Source organism: Photorhabdus aegyptia, assembly GCF_000612035.1.
Classification (GTDB): Bacteria; Pseudomonadota; Gammaproteobacteria; order Enterobacterales; family Enterobacteriaceae; genus Photorhabdus; species Photorhabdus akhurstii.
In genome coordinates this window covers 23,885-43,333 of the sequence record NZ_JFGV01000023.1, presented here as the reverse complement: position 1 = coordinate 43,333, position 19,449 = coordinate 23,885, and the positions used below count along the sequence as shown (strand labels likewise).

The 19,449-nt window shown below is 41.8% G+C and carries 6 protein-coding genes; all 6 read left to right on the top strand.

Going from position 1 to position 19,449, the window contains the following annotated elements:
- Positions 1 to 4 precede the first annotated feature (4 nt).
- Positions 5 to 262, top strand: a complete 258-nt coding sequence (locus BA1DRAFT_RS09200) for an acyl carrier protein (protein ID WP_036778177.1) — start codon at positions 5 to 7, stop codon at positions 260 to 262.
- A gap of 9 nt (positions 263 to 271) precedes the next feature.
- Positions 272 to 1,417, top strand: coding sequence for an acyl-CoA dehydrogenase family protein (locus tag BA1DRAFT_RS09195; protein WP_235201005.1), 1,146 nt, complete (start codon positions 272 to 274; stop codon positions 1,415 to 1,417).
- Positions 1,418 to 1,651: 234 nt separating this feature from the next.
- On the top strand, positions 1,652 to 11,911 hold the full coding sequence (locus BA1DRAFT_RS09190) for a type I polyketide synthase (protein WP_051560731.1): 10,260 nt from the start codon (positions 1,652 to 1,654) through the stop codon (positions 11,909 to 11,911).
- Positions 11,912 to 12,037: 126 nt separating this feature from the next.
- Complete coding sequence (locus BA1DRAFT_RS09185) at positions 12,038 to 13,411, top strand: MATE family efflux transporter (RefSeq protein ID WP_036778176.1); 1,374 nt, start codon at positions 12,038 to 12,040, stop codon at positions 13,409 to 13,411.
- Between the two features lie 84 nt (positions 13,412 to 13,495).
- Positions 13,496 to 14,908, top strand: a complete 1,413-nt coding sequence (locus BA1DRAFT_RS09180) for a serine hydrolase domain-containing protein (RefSeq protein ID WP_152544296.1) — start codon at positions 13,496 to 13,498, stop codon at positions 14,906 to 14,908.
- A gap of 60 nt (positions 14,909 to 14,968) precedes the next feature.
- Entirely contained in the window at positions 14,969 to 19,441 is a 4,473-nt protein-coding gene (locus BA1DRAFT_RS09175; RefSeq protein WP_036778175.1) for a non-ribosomal peptide synthetase, read from the top strand.
- Positions 19,442 to 19,449 lie beyond the last annotated feature (8 nt).

Genomic DNA, 19,449 nt, shown 5'->3' with positions numbered 1-19,449 from the left:
GTGTGTGAAAGATTCATGTGTTGTATCAACAGAAATTCGTCATTTTATTGAAAATAATATTACCAATTTAGATGATGAAATAGAGTTAAAGGACGATACGAATATTTTTGAAAGCGGCTTGGTTAATTCTTTATTTTCTATGAGACTTCTATGCTTTATCGAAGATAAATTTTCGATCTCAATTCCAGATGAATATATTGAAAGAGAGAATTTTATTTCGATTGAAAAAATGCAACAACTTGTCCAAAAAATAAAAGGTTAGATTTTATTTATGAATAATAAAATGGACCGGCTGGTTAAATTAGCGAAAGAGTTTTCAAATGAAGTACTTCGGCCTAACGCCGGTGTGTTCGACCAACAAGGTGGAGTACCAAGAGAAGTTATTACTCAAATAGCCGATTTAGGATTTCTGGGATCTATTCTACCGCGAGAATATGGCGGTGGTGGCATTGATCCATTGTCATACGGTTATTTAACGGAAGAGATCGGTAAAGGCTGCAATTCTGCCAGGGCGTTGCTTACGGTTCACACCAGTTTGGTGGGTGAAACGTTAGTGAGACTTGCCAACGCGGAACAAAAAGAAAAATATCTGCCGGCAATGTGTAGAGGCGAGAAAATTGCCTGTTTTGCACTGTCTGAGCCTAACGCAGGGACAGATGCCGGCTCAATTCAAACAACCTATGAAGAGACAGATTCAGGTTATCGCATCAACGGTAGTAAAAAGTGGATCACCTACTCGGGAATCGCGGATTTGTTTCTGGTCTTTGCCAAGAATGGCGACAAAATCAGCGCCTTTATCGTGGAAAAAGAAGCGGCTGGATTGAGCCGGACACTCATGACAGGGCTGTTGGCTAGTCGTGGTGCTTATCTATCCGAGTTGAGCTTTGATAACGTAGAGATCCCTAAAGATAGCCTGATAGGACGAGAAGGCGCCGGGTTAAGTTTTGTGGCGAATACTGCGCTCTTTTATGGCCGATACAGTATCGCTTGGGCAGGGGTGGCAATTGCTCATGCGGCTCTGGAGGAAATGGTTACCTATTCCCGTAAAAGAGAACAGTTCGGTAAAAAAATTGCTCAACACCAATTAATTCAAGGCTTGATTACCGATTCAACAACGGTTTTTTATGCGGCAAAAGCCCTGTGCGAGAAGATTGGTGAATTAAGAAACCAAGGTAGCCATGATGCAATAATGGAAACCAATATTGCTAAATATCAGAGTTCCTTAGCTGCTATTCAGGTTGCAAACAATGCTGTACAGGTTTTAGGGGGTAATGGCCTGTGTAATCACTATCCTGTGGAGCGGTTATATCGAGAAGCTAAAGTGCTGGAAATTATCGAAGGCACCAGCCAAATCCAGCAAGTTTTGATTGCACAACATGCATTAAGACAATTTTATCGTAAACAGTCTGTTCTTTAGATCTCGACATATCAATTGCAAGAATAAACCATCATGCCAAATTTATTTGGCGATAATGTCTTGAGTATCTTGGCAGTTTATTTATTCGAAAAATAAATATTATTTCTGAGATGCTCAATCATGACTATTAGGATCTGCTCTATTGGCTCCAGCGTTGAAAAATAACGAAGCTCCGTATGAGCATTGATATCCTGCTATTACTCGCCTGTGTAACAACGAAAACAAAGGTTAATTATGGAAAATAGTTTTACTGGACTTGAGGTTGCTGTAGTCGGCATGGCCGGGCAATTTCCTGGCGCTGATAACGTAAGTGAATTCTGGGAAATGTTGCGAGGCGGTGTAGATGGTATCAGCTCATTTATTGAAGACGAACTTAAAGCCAATGGAATTTCAAAAGAAGAGTATTCGAGAGAAAACTATATTTCGGCAAAGGGAATAATTAATCATCCATTTAAATTTGCCGCAGATTACTTTGGTATTAACCATTCTGATGCCGTAAGGATGGACCCGCAGATCCGTTTAATGATAGAAAACTGCTGGCAAGCTTTAAATCATGCCAATATCGACTCTAAAACATACCAAGGAAAGGTGGGGGTTTTTGCCGGAGCAAGTAGCCAATGGTCCTGGTTTAAAGAGCTTAATACACAATTTAGTTCAGCGGCTGAGCAGTTCCATGTTGCTACTTTAAATGATCCTTCATTTTGTACGCGGATCTCCTATTTACTGAACTTAAGAGGGCCATCGGTCACCATTCAAACTGCATGCTCGACATCCTTGGTGGCGATACATATGGCATGTCAGGCGTTACAAGCCGGCGAGTGTGACGTTGCATTAGCTGGCGGGGTGAGTGTTACCCATCCTCATAAAAGTGGTTATCTATATCAAGAAGGGATGATTAACAGTCCTGATGGCAAAACTCGCGTATTCGATGAGAATGCATGCGGTACCGTATTCAGTAACGGGGTTGGCGTTGTTGCGTTAAAGCGCCTTGAGGATGCTATCCAGAGTGGCGATAGAGTCTTTGCCATCGTTAAAGGCAGTGCGGTAAACAATGATGGCAGTGACAAAATCAGCTTTACCGCGCCCAGCGAATTGGGACAAAAGAGTGTGATTCAGGACGCGCTTGAGTATTCGGAAGTAGACGCGGAACAAATTAGTTATATCGAAGCGCATGGAACCGGTACTTTACTTGGCGATCCTATTGAATTATCCGCGTTAAAAAGCATTTTTCAGGGGAATGGATCATGTGCGTTAGGCTCGGTAAAGTCTAATGTTGGTCACTGCGACGCAGCCGCCGGAGTTTTGGCTTTTATCAAGGTAGCGCTTTGCGCCTATTTCAGAACATTAGTGCCTACGTTGCACTTTAAAAAAGCTAATCCAAAACTGGATTTGGACAACACGCCTTTTTATATAAACACCGAAACCAAACCGTGGGACGTCAGTAATGGTGACGTGCGATTGGCAGGGGTGAGCGCATTTGGCGTGGGGGGAACCAATGCGCACATCATTTTGCAGGAATATGAAGACGGGGCGCAGCCTTCGTTGGCGGATCTACAATATCAATCATTGCCGAATCGCCTTGAGTTTAAACCCGTCGCGAATGTCCAAAAAGAAAAGGTTCAGCCTGCGAAGGTTGCAGACGTGCGTCAAGCGCGAGCGCATTCACTCGATGAGGCCGGTTTACAAACCGCGCTACTTGAGATGCTGAAAACGCATTTTGCAAAAGAGGCGATTACGCTTAAAGACAACTTTTTTGATGCTGGCGCGAGTTCACTCGATATTGCGCATTTACATGACAAGGTAAACACTGAGTATGGATTGAACCTAAAAATCAGTGATTACTACCGTTATAGCAACTGTGAAAAATTAGCTCAGCATATTTGCTCATTAGGTAATAGCCAAACGTTACCAAAGAGCCAACGCACACCTCAGAGTACATCGCCAATATCCGTTTCAAACGACGATACCAAGCACAATTACCCACAACACGCGGTTGCTGTTGTGGGAATGAGTGGACGTTTTCCGGGCAGTGAGAACATTCAAGAATATTGGCAAAATCTGCTAGAAGGTCATGAAGGTATCAGCTTTTTCTCAGATGAGGAGTTACTCGAAGCCGGTGTTCCTGCGGCTGTTTTGCAGTTGGATAATTACATCAAAGCAAAAGGCGTAATATCGAGCTCGTTTGATTTTGATCCAGAGGCATTTGCGTATACGGCTCGTGAATCTCAGTATATGGATCCACAATTCAGATTGTTACATGAAGCGACATGGCAGGTACTCGATGATGCCGGATATGGCAATCAAAAATACAGACCGATAACTGGGCTCTTTGCCTCCTGTGGCTCGAATCATGAGTGGTTAGAGCGATTAAAAAAAGAGGTGACGGATTCAACGGAACAGTTTGGCGTTGCGCTTTTGAATGACCGAGAGTTTTTGACGACTCGCGTCGCTTACAAACTGAATTTAACCGGACCGGCTGTAACGGTTCAAAGCGCCTGTTCCAGCTCCGCGTTGGCTATCACCTTAGCCTGTCAGAGCTTATATACTCATCAATGTGATCTGGCATTGGCTGGTGGTGTATCGATTACCACACCCGTTAAAAGCGGTTACGTCTATGCACGCGGTATGGTCAACAGTTCTGATGGTCACTGCCGCCCATTTACCAAAGAAGCGAGCGGCACGGTATTTAGTGATGGCTTGGGGATGGTGGCACTCAAAAGGCTAGAGGATGCACTGAGAGATAATGACAACATCTATGGTGTGATCGCGGGTTTTGGCGTCAACAATGATGGTCATGACAAAACGGGATACACCGCCCCTAATGCGAATGGACAAGCAAATTGTATTCGCCAGTCCTTAAATATGGCCGGTGTTAAACTGGATGATATTGAATTTCTGGAAGCGCATGGCACCGCAACTTTAGTTGGCGACGAAATCGAAATTGAGGGCATCAAAGAATCTCTTGGAGCAAGCGACAAAAATTGTGTACTGGGAAGTGTTAAATCCAACATCGGTCATACCAATACGGCGGCAGGCGTAGCAAGTTTTATTAAAACGATATTAGCGCTTAAACACCAAACATTGCCGATGTCATGCCATGTTACGGAAGCGATCCCTGATTCATTGTCTAACACTCGATTTACTTTGATCGATAAATCAAGGCATTGGAAGAGTGATAATGAGATTAGAACCGCGGGAGTCAGCTCCTTTGGTATTGGTGGAACCAATGTGCACTTGACGGTTAAATCGATAGCGCAGCCAGTAAAGAGGGATAATGAGCGTCCAGAACTCGTTGTGCTGTCAAGCAAGAGCCAGCAAGGTTTAGCTAAAATCGCGAGCAAACTGCATGACTCTATCCAGCATGCAGAGCAAGAACCCAATCTGACCGATTTAGCTTACACGTTGCAATTAGGGCGAGGCGAGTTTGATGTCCGTTCGTCAGCGGTTGTAGATAGCATTGAAGCACTGATCAGCACTTTGTCTCGTTTGGCAAATGGCAAGCCGGAGGGGCGTGAGATTTCAGACAATGCACCCGGTCTTGTCTTTATGTTCCCGGGGCAGGGGGCGCAATATGTCGAGATGGCGAAAGGTTTGTACCACGAGTTAGACACCTTCAAAAATATAGTGGATACATGCCATCAACTACTACATGAACAATTTGATATCGATCTGCTGTCGCTCCTGTACAGCGATGGAGAGGATGCAGAAGAGCGTAGTATTGAACTGCAAAATACCCGCATCACCCAACCGGTTATCTTTGTTGTCTCTTATGCACTGGCGAAGTGCTTGGAAAGTTTCGGTATCCGGGCCAATGCAATGATTGGTCACAGTGTGGGAGAGTATGTCGCCGCGACATTAGCCGAAGTGATGACCTTGGAAGAGGCACTTAAATTGGTTGCTTCACGTGGTCTCATTATGCAGGAGTGTGAACCGGGAGCCATGCTCAGTGTCGCTTCGAGTAGAGAAAAAGTTGAGCTATTTCTGACGGACTCCGTGACACTGGCGACGATTAACTCGCCTAATTCATGTGTTATCGCGGGCCCTTTGGAAGAGGTTAAAGCGGTACAAGAGCGATTGTCGCGAGAGAATTACCGTTGTCGATTATTGAAGACATCGCATGCATTTCATACGGCGATGATGTTGCCCGGCGTCGATAAGTTTCGCGCGGAACTGAATAAAGTGGATTTTAAAGCGCCAAAAGCGGCGTTCTTATCAAACGTTACAGGCCAGTGGGTGCTGCCCGAAGAGGCGTGTTCGGCCGATTATTGGATCAAGCATTTATGCCAAGCGGTTGAATTTCAACAAGGTATTGAAACTTGCCTGCAAAAGCCGGAGCTAAATGTATTTTTGGAAGTAGGGCCGGGACGCACGCTTTCAACTTTTGTGAAGCAGATAGCGGATAGTCACGCGAATATTTCAGTGTTTAATCTGTTACGTCATCCACTTGAGGAAGAGAGTGACCGAGCCTGTCTGCTCAAAGTATTGGGAGAGCTTTGGTCTTTGGGATGTTCTATCGATTGGACTGTCTTATACCAAAATGTATCTCCGGGACGTATTAGTCTTCCTGGCTATCAATTCATCAGAGAGCCAAGTTTAACTGAATATCATATTTCCTCTACCACGACCGGTCGGACGTCTGAAACCAAAGTAACTAAAAAAGAACTTACACAGTGGTTGTATACCGAACAGTGGCAACCCATCGAGTTACCGACCGAAAGTACCGAACAGGCAAATAATATCGTCTGTTTTGTGCCGAGTTTAGCGTGGTGTAATGTATTTACTAAGCGCTTTAATCAAGAGGGGCAAAAACTTAAATTTATTGTTCCGTCGCCGGAGTATTATGTCGACGGCCAAGTAATAGGCGTTACACCGGGAGATAAAAATAGTTTTAATAAATTAATGGCTGAGCTAGCCCATTCTTGTTTCTCGCCGGACTCAATTATTTTTGCCTGGCCGCTCTCCGGTACCAAGGACATAATGACATCTTGGTTTGCGGTCATCTTATTCCTGCAATCGTGGGGGAAATCGGGGCATTTATCTGAGTTTCGTTTATTATTGGCGACTACAGCACTATCGGAACACAGTCTGCTCAATGGCTTAATTAAGGTTATCGCTCAAGAAGTCACTAAATGTCATCCTCGAATTATTGAATTAGATACGGATGAATCTATTGAGGCGGCATGCGATATTCTTGCTCAAGAATTAACAGCAAGCGATATGCGTTTTATTGTCAAAAGATCTCAGCAAGCGCGATTTGAAAAGCGTTACCAACAGCTTGAGAATAATGAACAGATTGCCAACGTTATTGCCAAAAAACAGCCTTTCAAAAAACAAGGTGTTTATCTGATTACCGGTGGATTGGGTGATCTAGGCTTGTTATTCGCGGAACACTTAGTGACGCAATATGGCGCCAAGGTGATTTTATCGGGGCGTAGGGATTTACCTCGAAAAGCGCAGTGGGGTGATATTGAAGTAAAAGCTCATCCTCAGTCAAAACTTATTGATCGAATACATCAATTATCTCTGATGAGTGAGGGGGATATTGATTACTACGCGGCAGATGTGTGTGATCGACAGGAGATGGAAACGCTGATTGGACACATTGAAGCACAATATGGTCAGTTAAATGGGGTGATCTGTGCGGCAGGTGTTACGCGAGGAGACTCTTTCCAAGGCATTAACCATATTACTATGGAGAATTGTCAGCCCCAGTTTGACACAAAAGTTTATTCTTACCAATTGCTTGCAGAACTATTAGAACACAAACAAATTGATTTCTGTATTTTATGCTCTTCCATTGCGGCTATTTTGGGGGGCTTAAGCTTCTCGGCTTACAGTTCAGTGAGTTCTTTTGCTGATGCATTTGCGAAACAACAAAATCAGTTGGGTAAACCTTGGATTAGTATCAACTGGGATGGCTGGGTATTTGAGCGTAAAGATGCTAATGACGCCATAGGTTCTTCATTAGAACAGCTATTAATTGAGCCGGATGAAGGTCTTTATATTTTAGAGCGTGTTTTACAGTCACCTCTTGAGGCACAGTTAATTGTTTCTACCGGGGATCTGAATAAGCGATTTGAACAATGGGTCGGCACCCATATTAGACCTTTTACTAATCAATCCCATTCAGCACATTCAAGGCAGACATTCTCAAAGCAGATATTTTCAAAACAACAGATCGTCGACACTATTATGGATATTTGGCAAGACTTCTTAAAAATCCATTCGATTAATAGTGGTGATAACTTCTTTGAATTAGGAGCAAATTCACTGGATCTGGTTCAGGTCAATAAGCGTATTACTGAAGCGCTTTATATTGATTTGTCCGTGGTGGATATGTTCAGTTATCCGACATCGGAATTACTTGCGGGTTTTATTATTGAGCAAAACGCCATGATGGTGGGGGAAATATCATTAGATTCGGTTGAAAATAGTAAGGCAGCAGAATTTGATACTCCATTGAATAGTCAACCGAGCCAAGATCTCGATGCTGATATCAGTAAAAAAATCGCCATTGTTGGTATTGCCGCGACATTCCCGGAAGCCGAAAACATTTACGACTTTTGGCAGAACCTCACTTACGGCAAAGAATCCATATCGATATTCAGCAAAGAAGAGCTGATTGAAGAGGGGATAGATCAGGCGCTATTAGATAATCCCAATTACATCAGAGCAAAAGGGGTATTTCCTAACGCGGGTGAGTTTGATGCTAACTTTTTTGGCTATACACCTTACGAAGCAAGGCAAATGGACCCGCAAGTTCGAGCCTTTCATACGTGTTGCTGGCAGGCGCTGCAAGACGCAGGCGTTAAGCCCAAAGAAAGCAGATACAAAATTGGCCTTTATGCGGCAGCGTCAGGCAATTTGCAGTGGTTAGCTCAGGCGATGGCGACGGCCGAGGGAAGTGCGGGCCAATATAGTGCAATGACCGTGGCGGATAAGGATTATATGGCGACCATTGTCTCCTATAAATTGAATTTGACAGGTCCTAGTATGGTGTTGTCAACCGCCTGCTCGTCGTCTCTGGTTGCGGTCAATGAGGCAATCAAATCTCTGAGAGCTGGGGAATGTGATGTCGCGCTTGCTGGTGGCGTTTCCATTACTTTACCGACAAAAGCCGGCTATCTATCCGAAGAGGGGATGATCCATGCAAAAGATGGGAAGTGTCGTCCGTTTGATATCCAAGCCAGTGGTACGGTTTTTGGTGATGGCGTTGGCGTTGTGGTATTAAAGCCACTTCAACAAGCCCTGAAAGACAATGACAATATCTATGCGACCATCATAGGCACGGCTATTAATAATGATGGCGGCAGAAAGGTTGGATACACCGCGCCAAGTTATCAGGGGCAAATTGACGTGATTCAAGCCGCGCTTAAAGATGCGAATGTCTCGGCAGACACGTTAAGCTTTGTTGAAGCGCATGGTACGGGCACTCATCTGGGGGACCCCATTGAATTCAAAGCGCTTAAACAAGCCTTTGCTACTGATAAGAAAAACTTTTGCAAATTAGGCAGTGTAAAATCTAATATCGGACACTTGAACTCGGCAGCGGGTATTGCCGGACTGATAAAAGCAACAATGGCGCTTAAATATAAAGAGCTGCCGCCGACAATCAATTTTGCCAGAATCAACCCGGAAATTGATATTGTCAACAGCCCATTCATTATCAGCAATCAATACAGCCGACTTGATGATTCTCAGGGACTGCTAAGAGCGGGTGTTAGCTCGTTTGGTATCGGTGGTACGAACGCGCACGTGGTGCTTGAACAAGCGTCAAGTGTCAATCGACAAACACTGACCAAAGAGCAGCCAGTTGTTCTGCCCATCGTATTATCGGCCCCTGATGAAAAGTCGTTAGACAGCTATAAGAAGCAGTTGAAGCGAGCAATACAAAGCAACGTAGTTGATAGTCACATTAATGAGATGGCATTGAGTCTAATGCAAAGAGACGTTATGCCTTATCTGTTTGTTGCTTATAGCCGAGATCGTGAAGGTTTATTGCAGCGACTGTCGTCATCATCTTCTGATTATCTCTACAACGGCATGACGTCAGAGAGAAAAGTGGTCTATCTGTTCCCGGGACAAGGCATGCAATATGCAGCGATGGGACTCTCGCTCTATCACACCAATGATCTGTTCAAAACATGGTGTGATAGAGGATTTGAAATCGCCAGTGAGTATTGTGCAATTGATTTAAAACAGCTTTTCCTCTCAGGGGAAGATGATGAGAAATTGTATAATACCGAGTTTGCTCAGCCGTTAATGTTTATTATTGAGTATTCACTGGTGCAGGTTCTCGCATCTTATGGCGTTAAACCGGCTGCGATGTTGGGTCATAGCTTAGGTGAATATGTTGCGGCAGCGGTTGCTGAAATATTCTCGTTCGCAGATGCTATTAGGATGGTTTGTGCCAGAGGCCGTTTGATGCAGTCCACTGAAGCCGCCGCTATGCTATCTGTTATGTGTTCGGCAACAGAGGCTCAAACCATGTTGTTTGGCCGCTTGGAAATCGCGCTCGATAATAGCAGCGAACTTTGTGTGCTTTCCGGCTCAGATGAGGAAATCACCGCATTTGAGCAACTTTGCGAATCCAGATCAATCAAGACCAAGCGTCTTAAAGTTAGCCGTGCTTTCCATTCCCGTTATATGGAGCCAATTTTGGCTGATTATGAGCGAGTTATCGGTGACGTGAAACTCTCACAACCCAAGCTTCCTATCATCTCTAATGTGACCGGAGAATTGAGTACTGAAAATCTGATGGTGGAACCGCACTATTGGGTTCGTCAAATTCGTGAACCGGTACGCTTTACTCAAGGGTTAGAGGAATTATTGGCAAGCGGTGATGCTATTTTCGTTGAGGTGGGGCCTGGAAATGGTTTGTCGTCCCTGATTAAACATCACCAGAATTTCAATACAAAACATGTCTGTATTTCTCTTATGAGTCATGGCAAAGAAGAGGAAACTTGTCTTATGGAAAGTCTGGGCATGTTGTCGCTGTTGAACGTCAATGTCGATTGGCCGCATGAATTGAACAAGACGGTTATATCCCCGGTAAACCTTCCTCCCATGCCGATTCGAGGTAAAGAATATCCTAAAGATGTGAAAAGACTACAAGCCATTTTCTCAGGTAAAGTTGGCTCTGACATAACTCAAGTGTCTACACAAAGTGTGGGGAGAGACCAAGTTTCTGACGCGACAAAGACAAAGAGCGTAGAAGAAGAACTCAAGGTTATTTGGAAAAATGTACTGGGTGTCAGTGATGTAAACGGGGAAGATGATTTCATCACATTGGGTGGTACTTCACTATCCGCAGTACAAGTCATCGCGAAAGCGAAGTCGGCACAAATGCCCGTTGATATGAATATGCTGCTATCGCGAAAGAGCCTGAATGAGATTATCCGTTTGATCGATACGCCTAATTCATCTCATTCGAGTGGTTGGCAATACAATACACAGTTCAAGCCTGAGTTTTATGGCAGTGACGTGAGCTGTATGTATTCGGCAGTGAGAGAAAAATTAAAACATGATTATGGTTTGAATTGTCCAGACAGCTTAATGCGAGCATCAGATGGAAGCTTGCTGTTTGGTTTTGCCGTACAGCCCTCAGACTCGCAAGGCAATATCCTGAGTGACTATCAGAATTATGGCGCACTATTGGATTGGCCTCAGTTACAGGAAAGTTTCTCGTTTTCCTATCACAAACAGTTTTTCGACGATTTGGAATCTTACACCGCGTATTGCATAGCGGAACTGGAGAAAGGAAAACTGGTTATTGTCACCGGTTCAGATTACCACTTACCGTTTTCCCCTTCTTATGGGCTGAGTCATAGTGAATATTTACTCCGGCCTCTATTTGATAATTTGGAAATCGATGAGGAAGAGGTTATTCCACATGCATTTGTTTTGGTTGGGCGCACGTCAGAAGGTTATCAAATCTATGACGGGAGCTTTAATTACTTTGGTGAAATAAGTGATCATGAGTTCGCGCAAACTGTTATCGGTTTCAAAGGACTTGAGTTTATGAAATCCCATGAGGTGTATCACAAATCTCGTCCTTATCTTGCTATATCGGTTGTTCAAACGGGAGAGTTCTTACCTACTGACCATCTATTACGCAAGACGCTAGATAAAACCCTGTCGGGATTGCAGACTCACACGGCTATTACGAACGGAAACACCCAAACACACCATTATGTTGGTATCGGTGCTGTTAATAAATTGATGGAAAGCCCCGAGTTGTTATTGGCGATGACAGCCAGTGAATTGGAACAGTTTGTAAAACGCTGGTTATCACAGTTGGAGCTTCTCCATCGTTTCCTTGCTATGGCAATCCCTGATCATGGGCAAGTGTGGGCGACCGATGTGGTGGGTATGACCGAAACTCTTCGGAAACTCATTGCCGTTGATAATCAAAATCTCAGTGTCAACGACGTCACCAGCACAATGACGTTATTTAAACAGTTGCTTGAGGGCGTGATTGGCAAACTAATGTAATACTTGCTGTCAGAGCTCTTGTAATAAGAGCTCTGACGCGATATTAATTTAAGTTGGAAAATTTCACTTGCACTCTTATATAGTAATATTAAATTTAAAAATATTAATTTCTTATTGGAGATATTATTGAAAAATACCGATTTCATGGCAAATGATTCTGTTCCCCTTGCATATTTAAAATTATCAATTCCAGTTTTTTTTGGCATGTCAATCCAAGGGCTTTATGGAATAATTGACGCTATCTTTATTACTAAATATATTGGCAAAGATGCTATGGCCGGCTTTTCAATATTTTTCCCGGTCCTTTTATTAGTCGGTGCGGTCGGGGTTATGTTAGGAGCTGGGGCTGCCGTTTTAGTCGCGAGATTTCTGGGAGCGAATAAGCCTGATTTGGCGAATCGAGTTGCGACACAAGCTATATTCATGGCTGGAGTATGTGCTATCTGTTTTGGCATATTATTTCTAACATGGGCACGAGAGGTTTTATTATTTCTTGGCGCTACGGAAAGCATAATTAATTATGCTTTGGATTATGCAATGCCATTGGCTTTATGTGCGCCTATTATCATGATAGCGACTATTTTGGGTGATCTATTACGAGCAGAAGGTAAAACCAATGCCATGTTCTCAATAATGCTCTGTGCATCCATTCTTAATATTGCGTTTGATTTTATTTTTATTGTTGTATGCGACATGGGAATGTTTGGCGCTGCGATTGCGACGGTACTGGCAAATACTATAGCGCTAATATGTGCAGCAGTGCTCTTTTATAGTAATCATACTCGCCTTACTCTCTCACCGACTTACTTCGGTATAGACGTGAAAGAGTGCCAGGATATAGTGTTTATCGGATTGCCAACACTGATTGGAAATTTGTCATATGGGATACTTATTTTCACTATCAATTATCTTATTAAAGCGAGTGAAGTTGAAAACGCGGGAGATATGATTAGTGCTTTTGGTTTGGTTTTCAGGGTATTAAGTTTTATTGTCTTGCCGTTGATTGCGATGATGTCAGCGCTGCAAACTTTATCAAGTTATAACTTTGGTGCGGAAAAATATAATCGGTGTATAAAGTCATTAAAGGTGGCGTTGTTATATACTTCATTTTATTCAATATCAATGACCTTGCTGGTTATTACATTGCCGGAACATCTATATGGCTTATTCACTAATGATAAAAGTTTGTTATTAGCGGTTTTGAATATCTCCTTTTTTATTTTTTTAGGCTTGTTTTTCCTTGGTGGGTTGCTGGTGTTTATCGGTTTTCTGCAAAGCGTAAAAAAAGAGAAATATTCGATGTTATTGGTCTTTCTGAAACTTTTCTTGCAGGTTGCTTTAACTTTTTCGTTATCTTTTTTGTTTGGTGTTGGATGTTTTCCTCTTATTCTATTTTCAATCGACTTACTGGTATTTATTTTGGCGGTTGTGCTTTCGCTAATCGCACTAGGCAATTTAGTGTCTAAACCAGATAGTGTTCAAGTTTGCCAGGTTATTTAATAGATTGTGAAAATTTTATTAATTTCTTGGTTAGCAATGTCCGGTGCGAAGTGAAATGGAACCTTAAATGTGAACGGGGCGGTTATGAAGTGTTTTATTATGGTTTTCCTTCTTCTATTTTCCTGTATTAGTTCGGCAGATGAGAATTTGAAAAGTCAAATTTTGCAATATATGGAGTTTGGCAAGATACCGAGCTTAGTTATAGTGACGGTCGACAAGAATAAAAAATCAAACGTAATATTGCTAACAAATGAAAATAAAAATAGTACTCAAAATCTGGATAAAGAGACTATTTTCGAGCTGGCATCAGTCAGTAAATCTTTTACCGGTTTAATTGCGGCCAAAATGATAGAAGAAGGCAAAATCTTGCCCCAAACCAAAGTTTCATCAATATTGCCATCGATAAAAACGAATTACGACGGTGAAAACGTTGATGTGACATTTTTACAATTACTCAACCATACATCGGGCCTGCCTTTTAAAACCATTGATATGCTCTACTCCCGGCCTCAAAAAGGGCTTTCGCAAGTTATCGATGATATTAAGTTAATTAATCTCCAAACCATGCCGGGGCAGCAATATGCATATGCCACACTCAATTATGATATTGCAGCCAGAATGATGGAGAAAGTTTCGGGGCAGTCTTATCAACAGCTACTGCAAACCTATATTTTGGCGCCGCTACAGATGAATGCGACTTCCACTCTTCCAGATGTGGCGAAAAAAGCAATAGGCCATCAAATCAGTTTCTTGCAAGCCAGGCCATACGATGCACCGTTTGTCTTAGCCAATGTACCGGCGGGATATATACAAACTAATGCTTCCGACATGCTTAACTGGTTGAGATTTTTAGCAAGCAATACGGATTCAACTCTCTTTAGTGCCAAAAAACTTGTATTTTCAGGGAAGTTTGGTGTTGATACCAACGAAAGTGAAAAAGCGATATATACCTTAGGATGGTATAAACAGGGGAATCGGGTATTTCATACAGGAATGAACCCAACGTTCTCTAGTTACGTTGCCGTTGATCTGGATTCTGGCACTGCGGTTGCTGTGATGGCAAATGTTAACAGCAACATTACTTTTGAACTTGGCAAGCAAATCATGCAACAGCTTGCTCAAGGAGGCGACTTTACCGGGTTAAATACCGTTAAAGATCTTGAGTTATTTGATACTTTTGATAGCACTTTTCTCGTTGTCAGTGTATTTGTGATTTTGGCTTGCCTCTTTTTAATATATTTAAACTTAAAAGGAAAAAATATAAGTTGGCTTGCAAACTTTGGCGTTGTGAAAACGACAATTTTATCTGCTTTATTCATTATTGCTCTCTTGGTCGTGTTGACCTTCCCAAATTTGTTGCTTGGATTGTCTTGGGCGACATTTATGATTTGGATGCCTAATAGCTTTTGGGTTTTGTATTGTTCTCTTGTGCTTCTTTTGCTCCTTTGTCTCTCTTTGTTCTCTCAGGTTTTATATCGTCGTCGCTCAGCGCATTGAGTTTGATAGAGGTTTGATTTTTTTAAAATGTTCAGAATTTAAATTTATACGGATTTAATTATGTCTATTAGTAGCAAATCATATGAAATGACAGGGATTCAAAAAGGCGTTTGGGTAACTGAGTTGAAACACCAAGGGACCAGCATGTTTAATATTGGTGGTACCTGTAGTGTTGAAACGGTGTTGGATTTCACAAGGTTAACTAATGCGATACAGAGAGTTATTAAAGAAACCCAAAGTCTAAATTTCACTTTAAATGATGAGATTCCACCGAAACTGGTTTTAGATAGCCGAACGGAAAATAATATCGATTTTATTGATTTTCGTAATAGAGAAAATCCACAAAGAGAATTTGAACAATGGCGCGAAGCGTCTATGTCTCGGAAAATGGATTTAGGGACATGCTTATATTATTTTTGTTTGTATAAAGTGTCTGATTCAAAATGTGGATTTTTAATCAAAATACATCACTTAGTTTGTGATGGCGTGACGATGCAAAATATTATCGCCAGGGTTTGTGAGTGTTATAATAATCCATTGAATGATGTTGTGTATTGTGAACTTAGCGATGATCAAAGTTACTTTTTAGCATTAGAAGAAAAATATTCATCTAGTCGTCAATATGATAAGGATAAGTTATTTTGGCGTAATTTCCTGGCTGGCAAGGGAGAAAACAGCAACTTTATTTTGGGCAATAGAACTCTTTCAACCAAAGCCATACGAAAAATTTATGATATTCCTCATCAGGTATCAAAGAAAATAAAGCATGTCTGCACAACATTAGGATGTACGGAAAACGTATTTTACTATGCTGTTATTGCTCTTTTGCTATCCCGGCTTTCAGGGAGTAAACAAGTCTCTTTTGGTGTACCACTTCATGGTAGGAAAAAGACCAACCTTGTGCGGAATTCAATGACGGTATCTACTGTTCCGACACAAATAGCAGTGGATGAATACACCGATTTCTCCAGTTTAATTAAATTAGCTTTAGAGAATAATAATCGGATATACCGACACCAAAAATATGATTACACCGAGTTGGTTAAAGAGACGAGAGCCGGGGCATCGGTTAATGATTTATTTGATGTTAGCTACAACTATGCTAACACTAAATATGAATTGGTTCTCGGTGAATACCCATTGATTGTCGAGGATATATTCCCCGGTGAACAGCAATATTCAATTCAATTCCTTTTTAAAGAGTTATTGAATGAGGGGACGACAAAAATATATTGTGACTACAAGGTAGAAGAATATACGCAGCAGCAGATTGACTCAGTAATCAATTTATTAATTGAGATTCTAGATCAAGTCAGTATCGATCCGCATTGTCAATTGCTGGTGGTTGCGCCATTAAGAAAGAATAATTTGCAACTGATTGAAACCGGGCCCAACAATGCCGCACCAACCGCCGAAACAGTTATATCGTTATTTGAACAGAGTGTGGAGAGCAATAAAGATCGGCTGGCAATCATTGAAGAAAATAGATCATTGACTTTCCGGGAGCTTCGGATCTTAGTTAGCACAATCAGTGCCAATCTCTTAAGTCACGGAGTCTCTGGAGGATTTAGAGTTGCTATTTTACTGCCTAAAAGTGCAGAGCAGATAGCAACTTTACTGGCTATTATGGCCGTCGGTGCGACATATATTCCGCTTGAAAAAGATTTGCCGAAGGAAAGAATAAAATATATTTTGACCGATAGTGAATGTGCATTAGTTATCACAAATCATGATTGGGCATCGTTACTGCCGGCAGGCGTGGCTTATTGTGATAGTGCGGCTTTATCTGCAACTTTACTACAAGATGATTCGTCGCAATTACAAGTAAGGTGTGAACCGACTAGTGAGGCATATTTAATATATACTTCTGGTTCCACCGGCCTGCCGAAAGGGACAATTATTCGTCAATCAGAGCTTGTGAATTATTGCCGGTGGGCGGCACAAGTTTATTACCCCGAAAAATCTGATGTCGCGGCATATTATACACCGCTGACTTTTGACTTAACGGTGACTTCACTGTTCCCGGCGCTGATTTCCGGCTCGGCTATTAAGGTATATACAGAAACATCAAACTTTATCCTGAGCGATATTATTCACGATGGCGTGGCGACCGTCGTGAAATGTACACCGTCACATTTACGCGCTATCCAACATGAAATTATCGGCCCTCATTGTGCGATTAAACGTTTTATCGTTGGCGGCGAAAATTTAAAAGTCAGTGTTGCAAATCACACATACCTTCAATTTGGTGGTAAAGCCGATATTTTCAATGAATATGGACCAACAGAAACCGTGGTTGGTTGTATGATTCACCAGTTTGATCCCGCCAAAGATAGAGACGTTTCCGTGCCGATTGGTGAACCTATCGACAATACGCAGATATATATTGTGGATGGCTATGGACGCCACTGTATTCCGTACATGAAAGGTGAAATGGTCATTGCTGGCAATGGCGTGTCTGCCGGTTATTGGAATCGCTCGGAGTTGACTCAGAACAGATTTATTACTGATCGATTTTATCCAAGACAACGAGCCTATTTATCCGGTGATCTCGCCTATCGCAACGAATATGGGCAAGTCACTTATTTAGGCCGTATCGACAAACAGGTCAAGATCAGAGGACACCGAATTGAGATCGAAGAGATCGAGACAAAGCTACTTGAATACAAGGACGTTCAGGATGTCGCCATAGTGATCGACGAAGCTAATTCTGATGCCTCAATCTTAAAAGCGTTTGTTGTTTTGTCGGAGGGATCGGCTGTTAGTGGAGAAGAATTAAAACAGTATTTATCGAGTCATTTACTCCACTATATGGTTCCACAATTGATTAAATGTATTCGTGAAATTCCTTTAACCTTTAACGGTAAAGTTGATAGCGCCAAATTGCTTGAGCTTGAAGATGATAAAATAGGTACTAATGACAATCAGAAAATGAGTGCCTTAGAAATATCGGTGCTCGAAGAGTTTAGACGGGTATTGGGTTGTACAGAGCTATCTATACACAGTGACTTTTATCAATCTGGCGGTGATTCGATAAAAGCTATCCAGTTGGTTACATTGCTCCAGAAAAAAGGCATTAGCGTAGTCGCGAAGGAAGTGCTCCAGTTACCGACGCCAAAATTATTGTGTCGCCATATTGACAGTCGGGCGATATTTATGGAGCAAGAAGAAGCCGTCAAGATATCGACTTTCTCGCCCACGCCAATTATGAAATGGTTTAGCGGCCTGTTGTTAGGAAAGAAAGAGATATACCACCAAATGCTCTCCTTATCTTTCCCATCATGTTTAACTCAAACCGAGTTGGATAAGATCTTGGATGCGTTGGTATCATTCCATCCAATCCTGAATAGCTATGTAAAAGATAAACACTTTACTTTACAAGTACGGGAGGAGATGAGGCATGTTAAAACACGCAGAGTGAACGTGACGGGGTTTGAGCAACGGGAATATGTGGCGAGAACGCATCTGGAGGCGTCAAGCTGGCCTGAATCTGAGTTATTTCAGGCAATTATCCTTGATGATGGTAACGAGACCGAATTACTGCTTATTGCCCATCATTTGATTATTGATGGTGTGTCCTGGCATATTTTGATAACAGACTTGAATACACTGGTTGAGCAGCATTTAAATCATCAGCCGCTTAAATTACGCCAACAAAATAATAATTACGCCAGATGGATTGATTTTACTGAACATTATGCAAAAACAGTCAGCGAGAATGAGATCGATTTTTGGCAACAACAAATAAGTGGCTCTTCTTTATTCACTTATCAAGACTTATATAATCGTAAATTAACGCTTAGTTTGTTAACCAGTGAAATAGAGGGTGTTAGTTTTGAAAGTTTTACCAAATTATGTGGAATGTTGAAAATCAAACCTAATGAGTTATTTTTCTCGTTATTTACCTACTCATTATTTAAGACTTTCAATAAAAATAATTTTACCGTTGAGCTTGAAGGTATCGGAAGAAGTTCACAGCAGAGTGAGGTGGATTTAAGCCATAATATCGGCTGGTTCACATCAATCTATCCACTACTATGCCACTGTGAAGATAATATATCTTCACATATAAAAAAGACCAAAATAGCCATGCGTCGGGTTAATGATAATGGTATGGTCTATCAATCCATTCGCCATTGCTCGACAGAAAAACATTTAAGTCGTATTCACAACGTACCGAAGTTCAATTATTTAGGTGATTTTTCCGGATCGGTTCATCAGGGCGCTGTGAACATCAAGTCAATTTACCCTCATGCGATTTCCAGTGTGGATAATATCTATACGGAAGCTTTTGATTTCAATATTTATTGGGAGCAAGGGTGTAAAGTGAGTGTGAGTTACATTGAGCAGTTGATAGATATTCCTAAAATTGAAAGTATCATTAATGTCATGGAGAGTAAGCTCAAGGAACTTATCGATTTAAATAATTATGATTTCAAGGACTTTTATATACCCAGTGATTTTCCTACTATTTCATTATCAAGTATTGAACTTGAACAATTAATCTCTGAATTATCTATGCTTTCAATTTAAATTTGGGT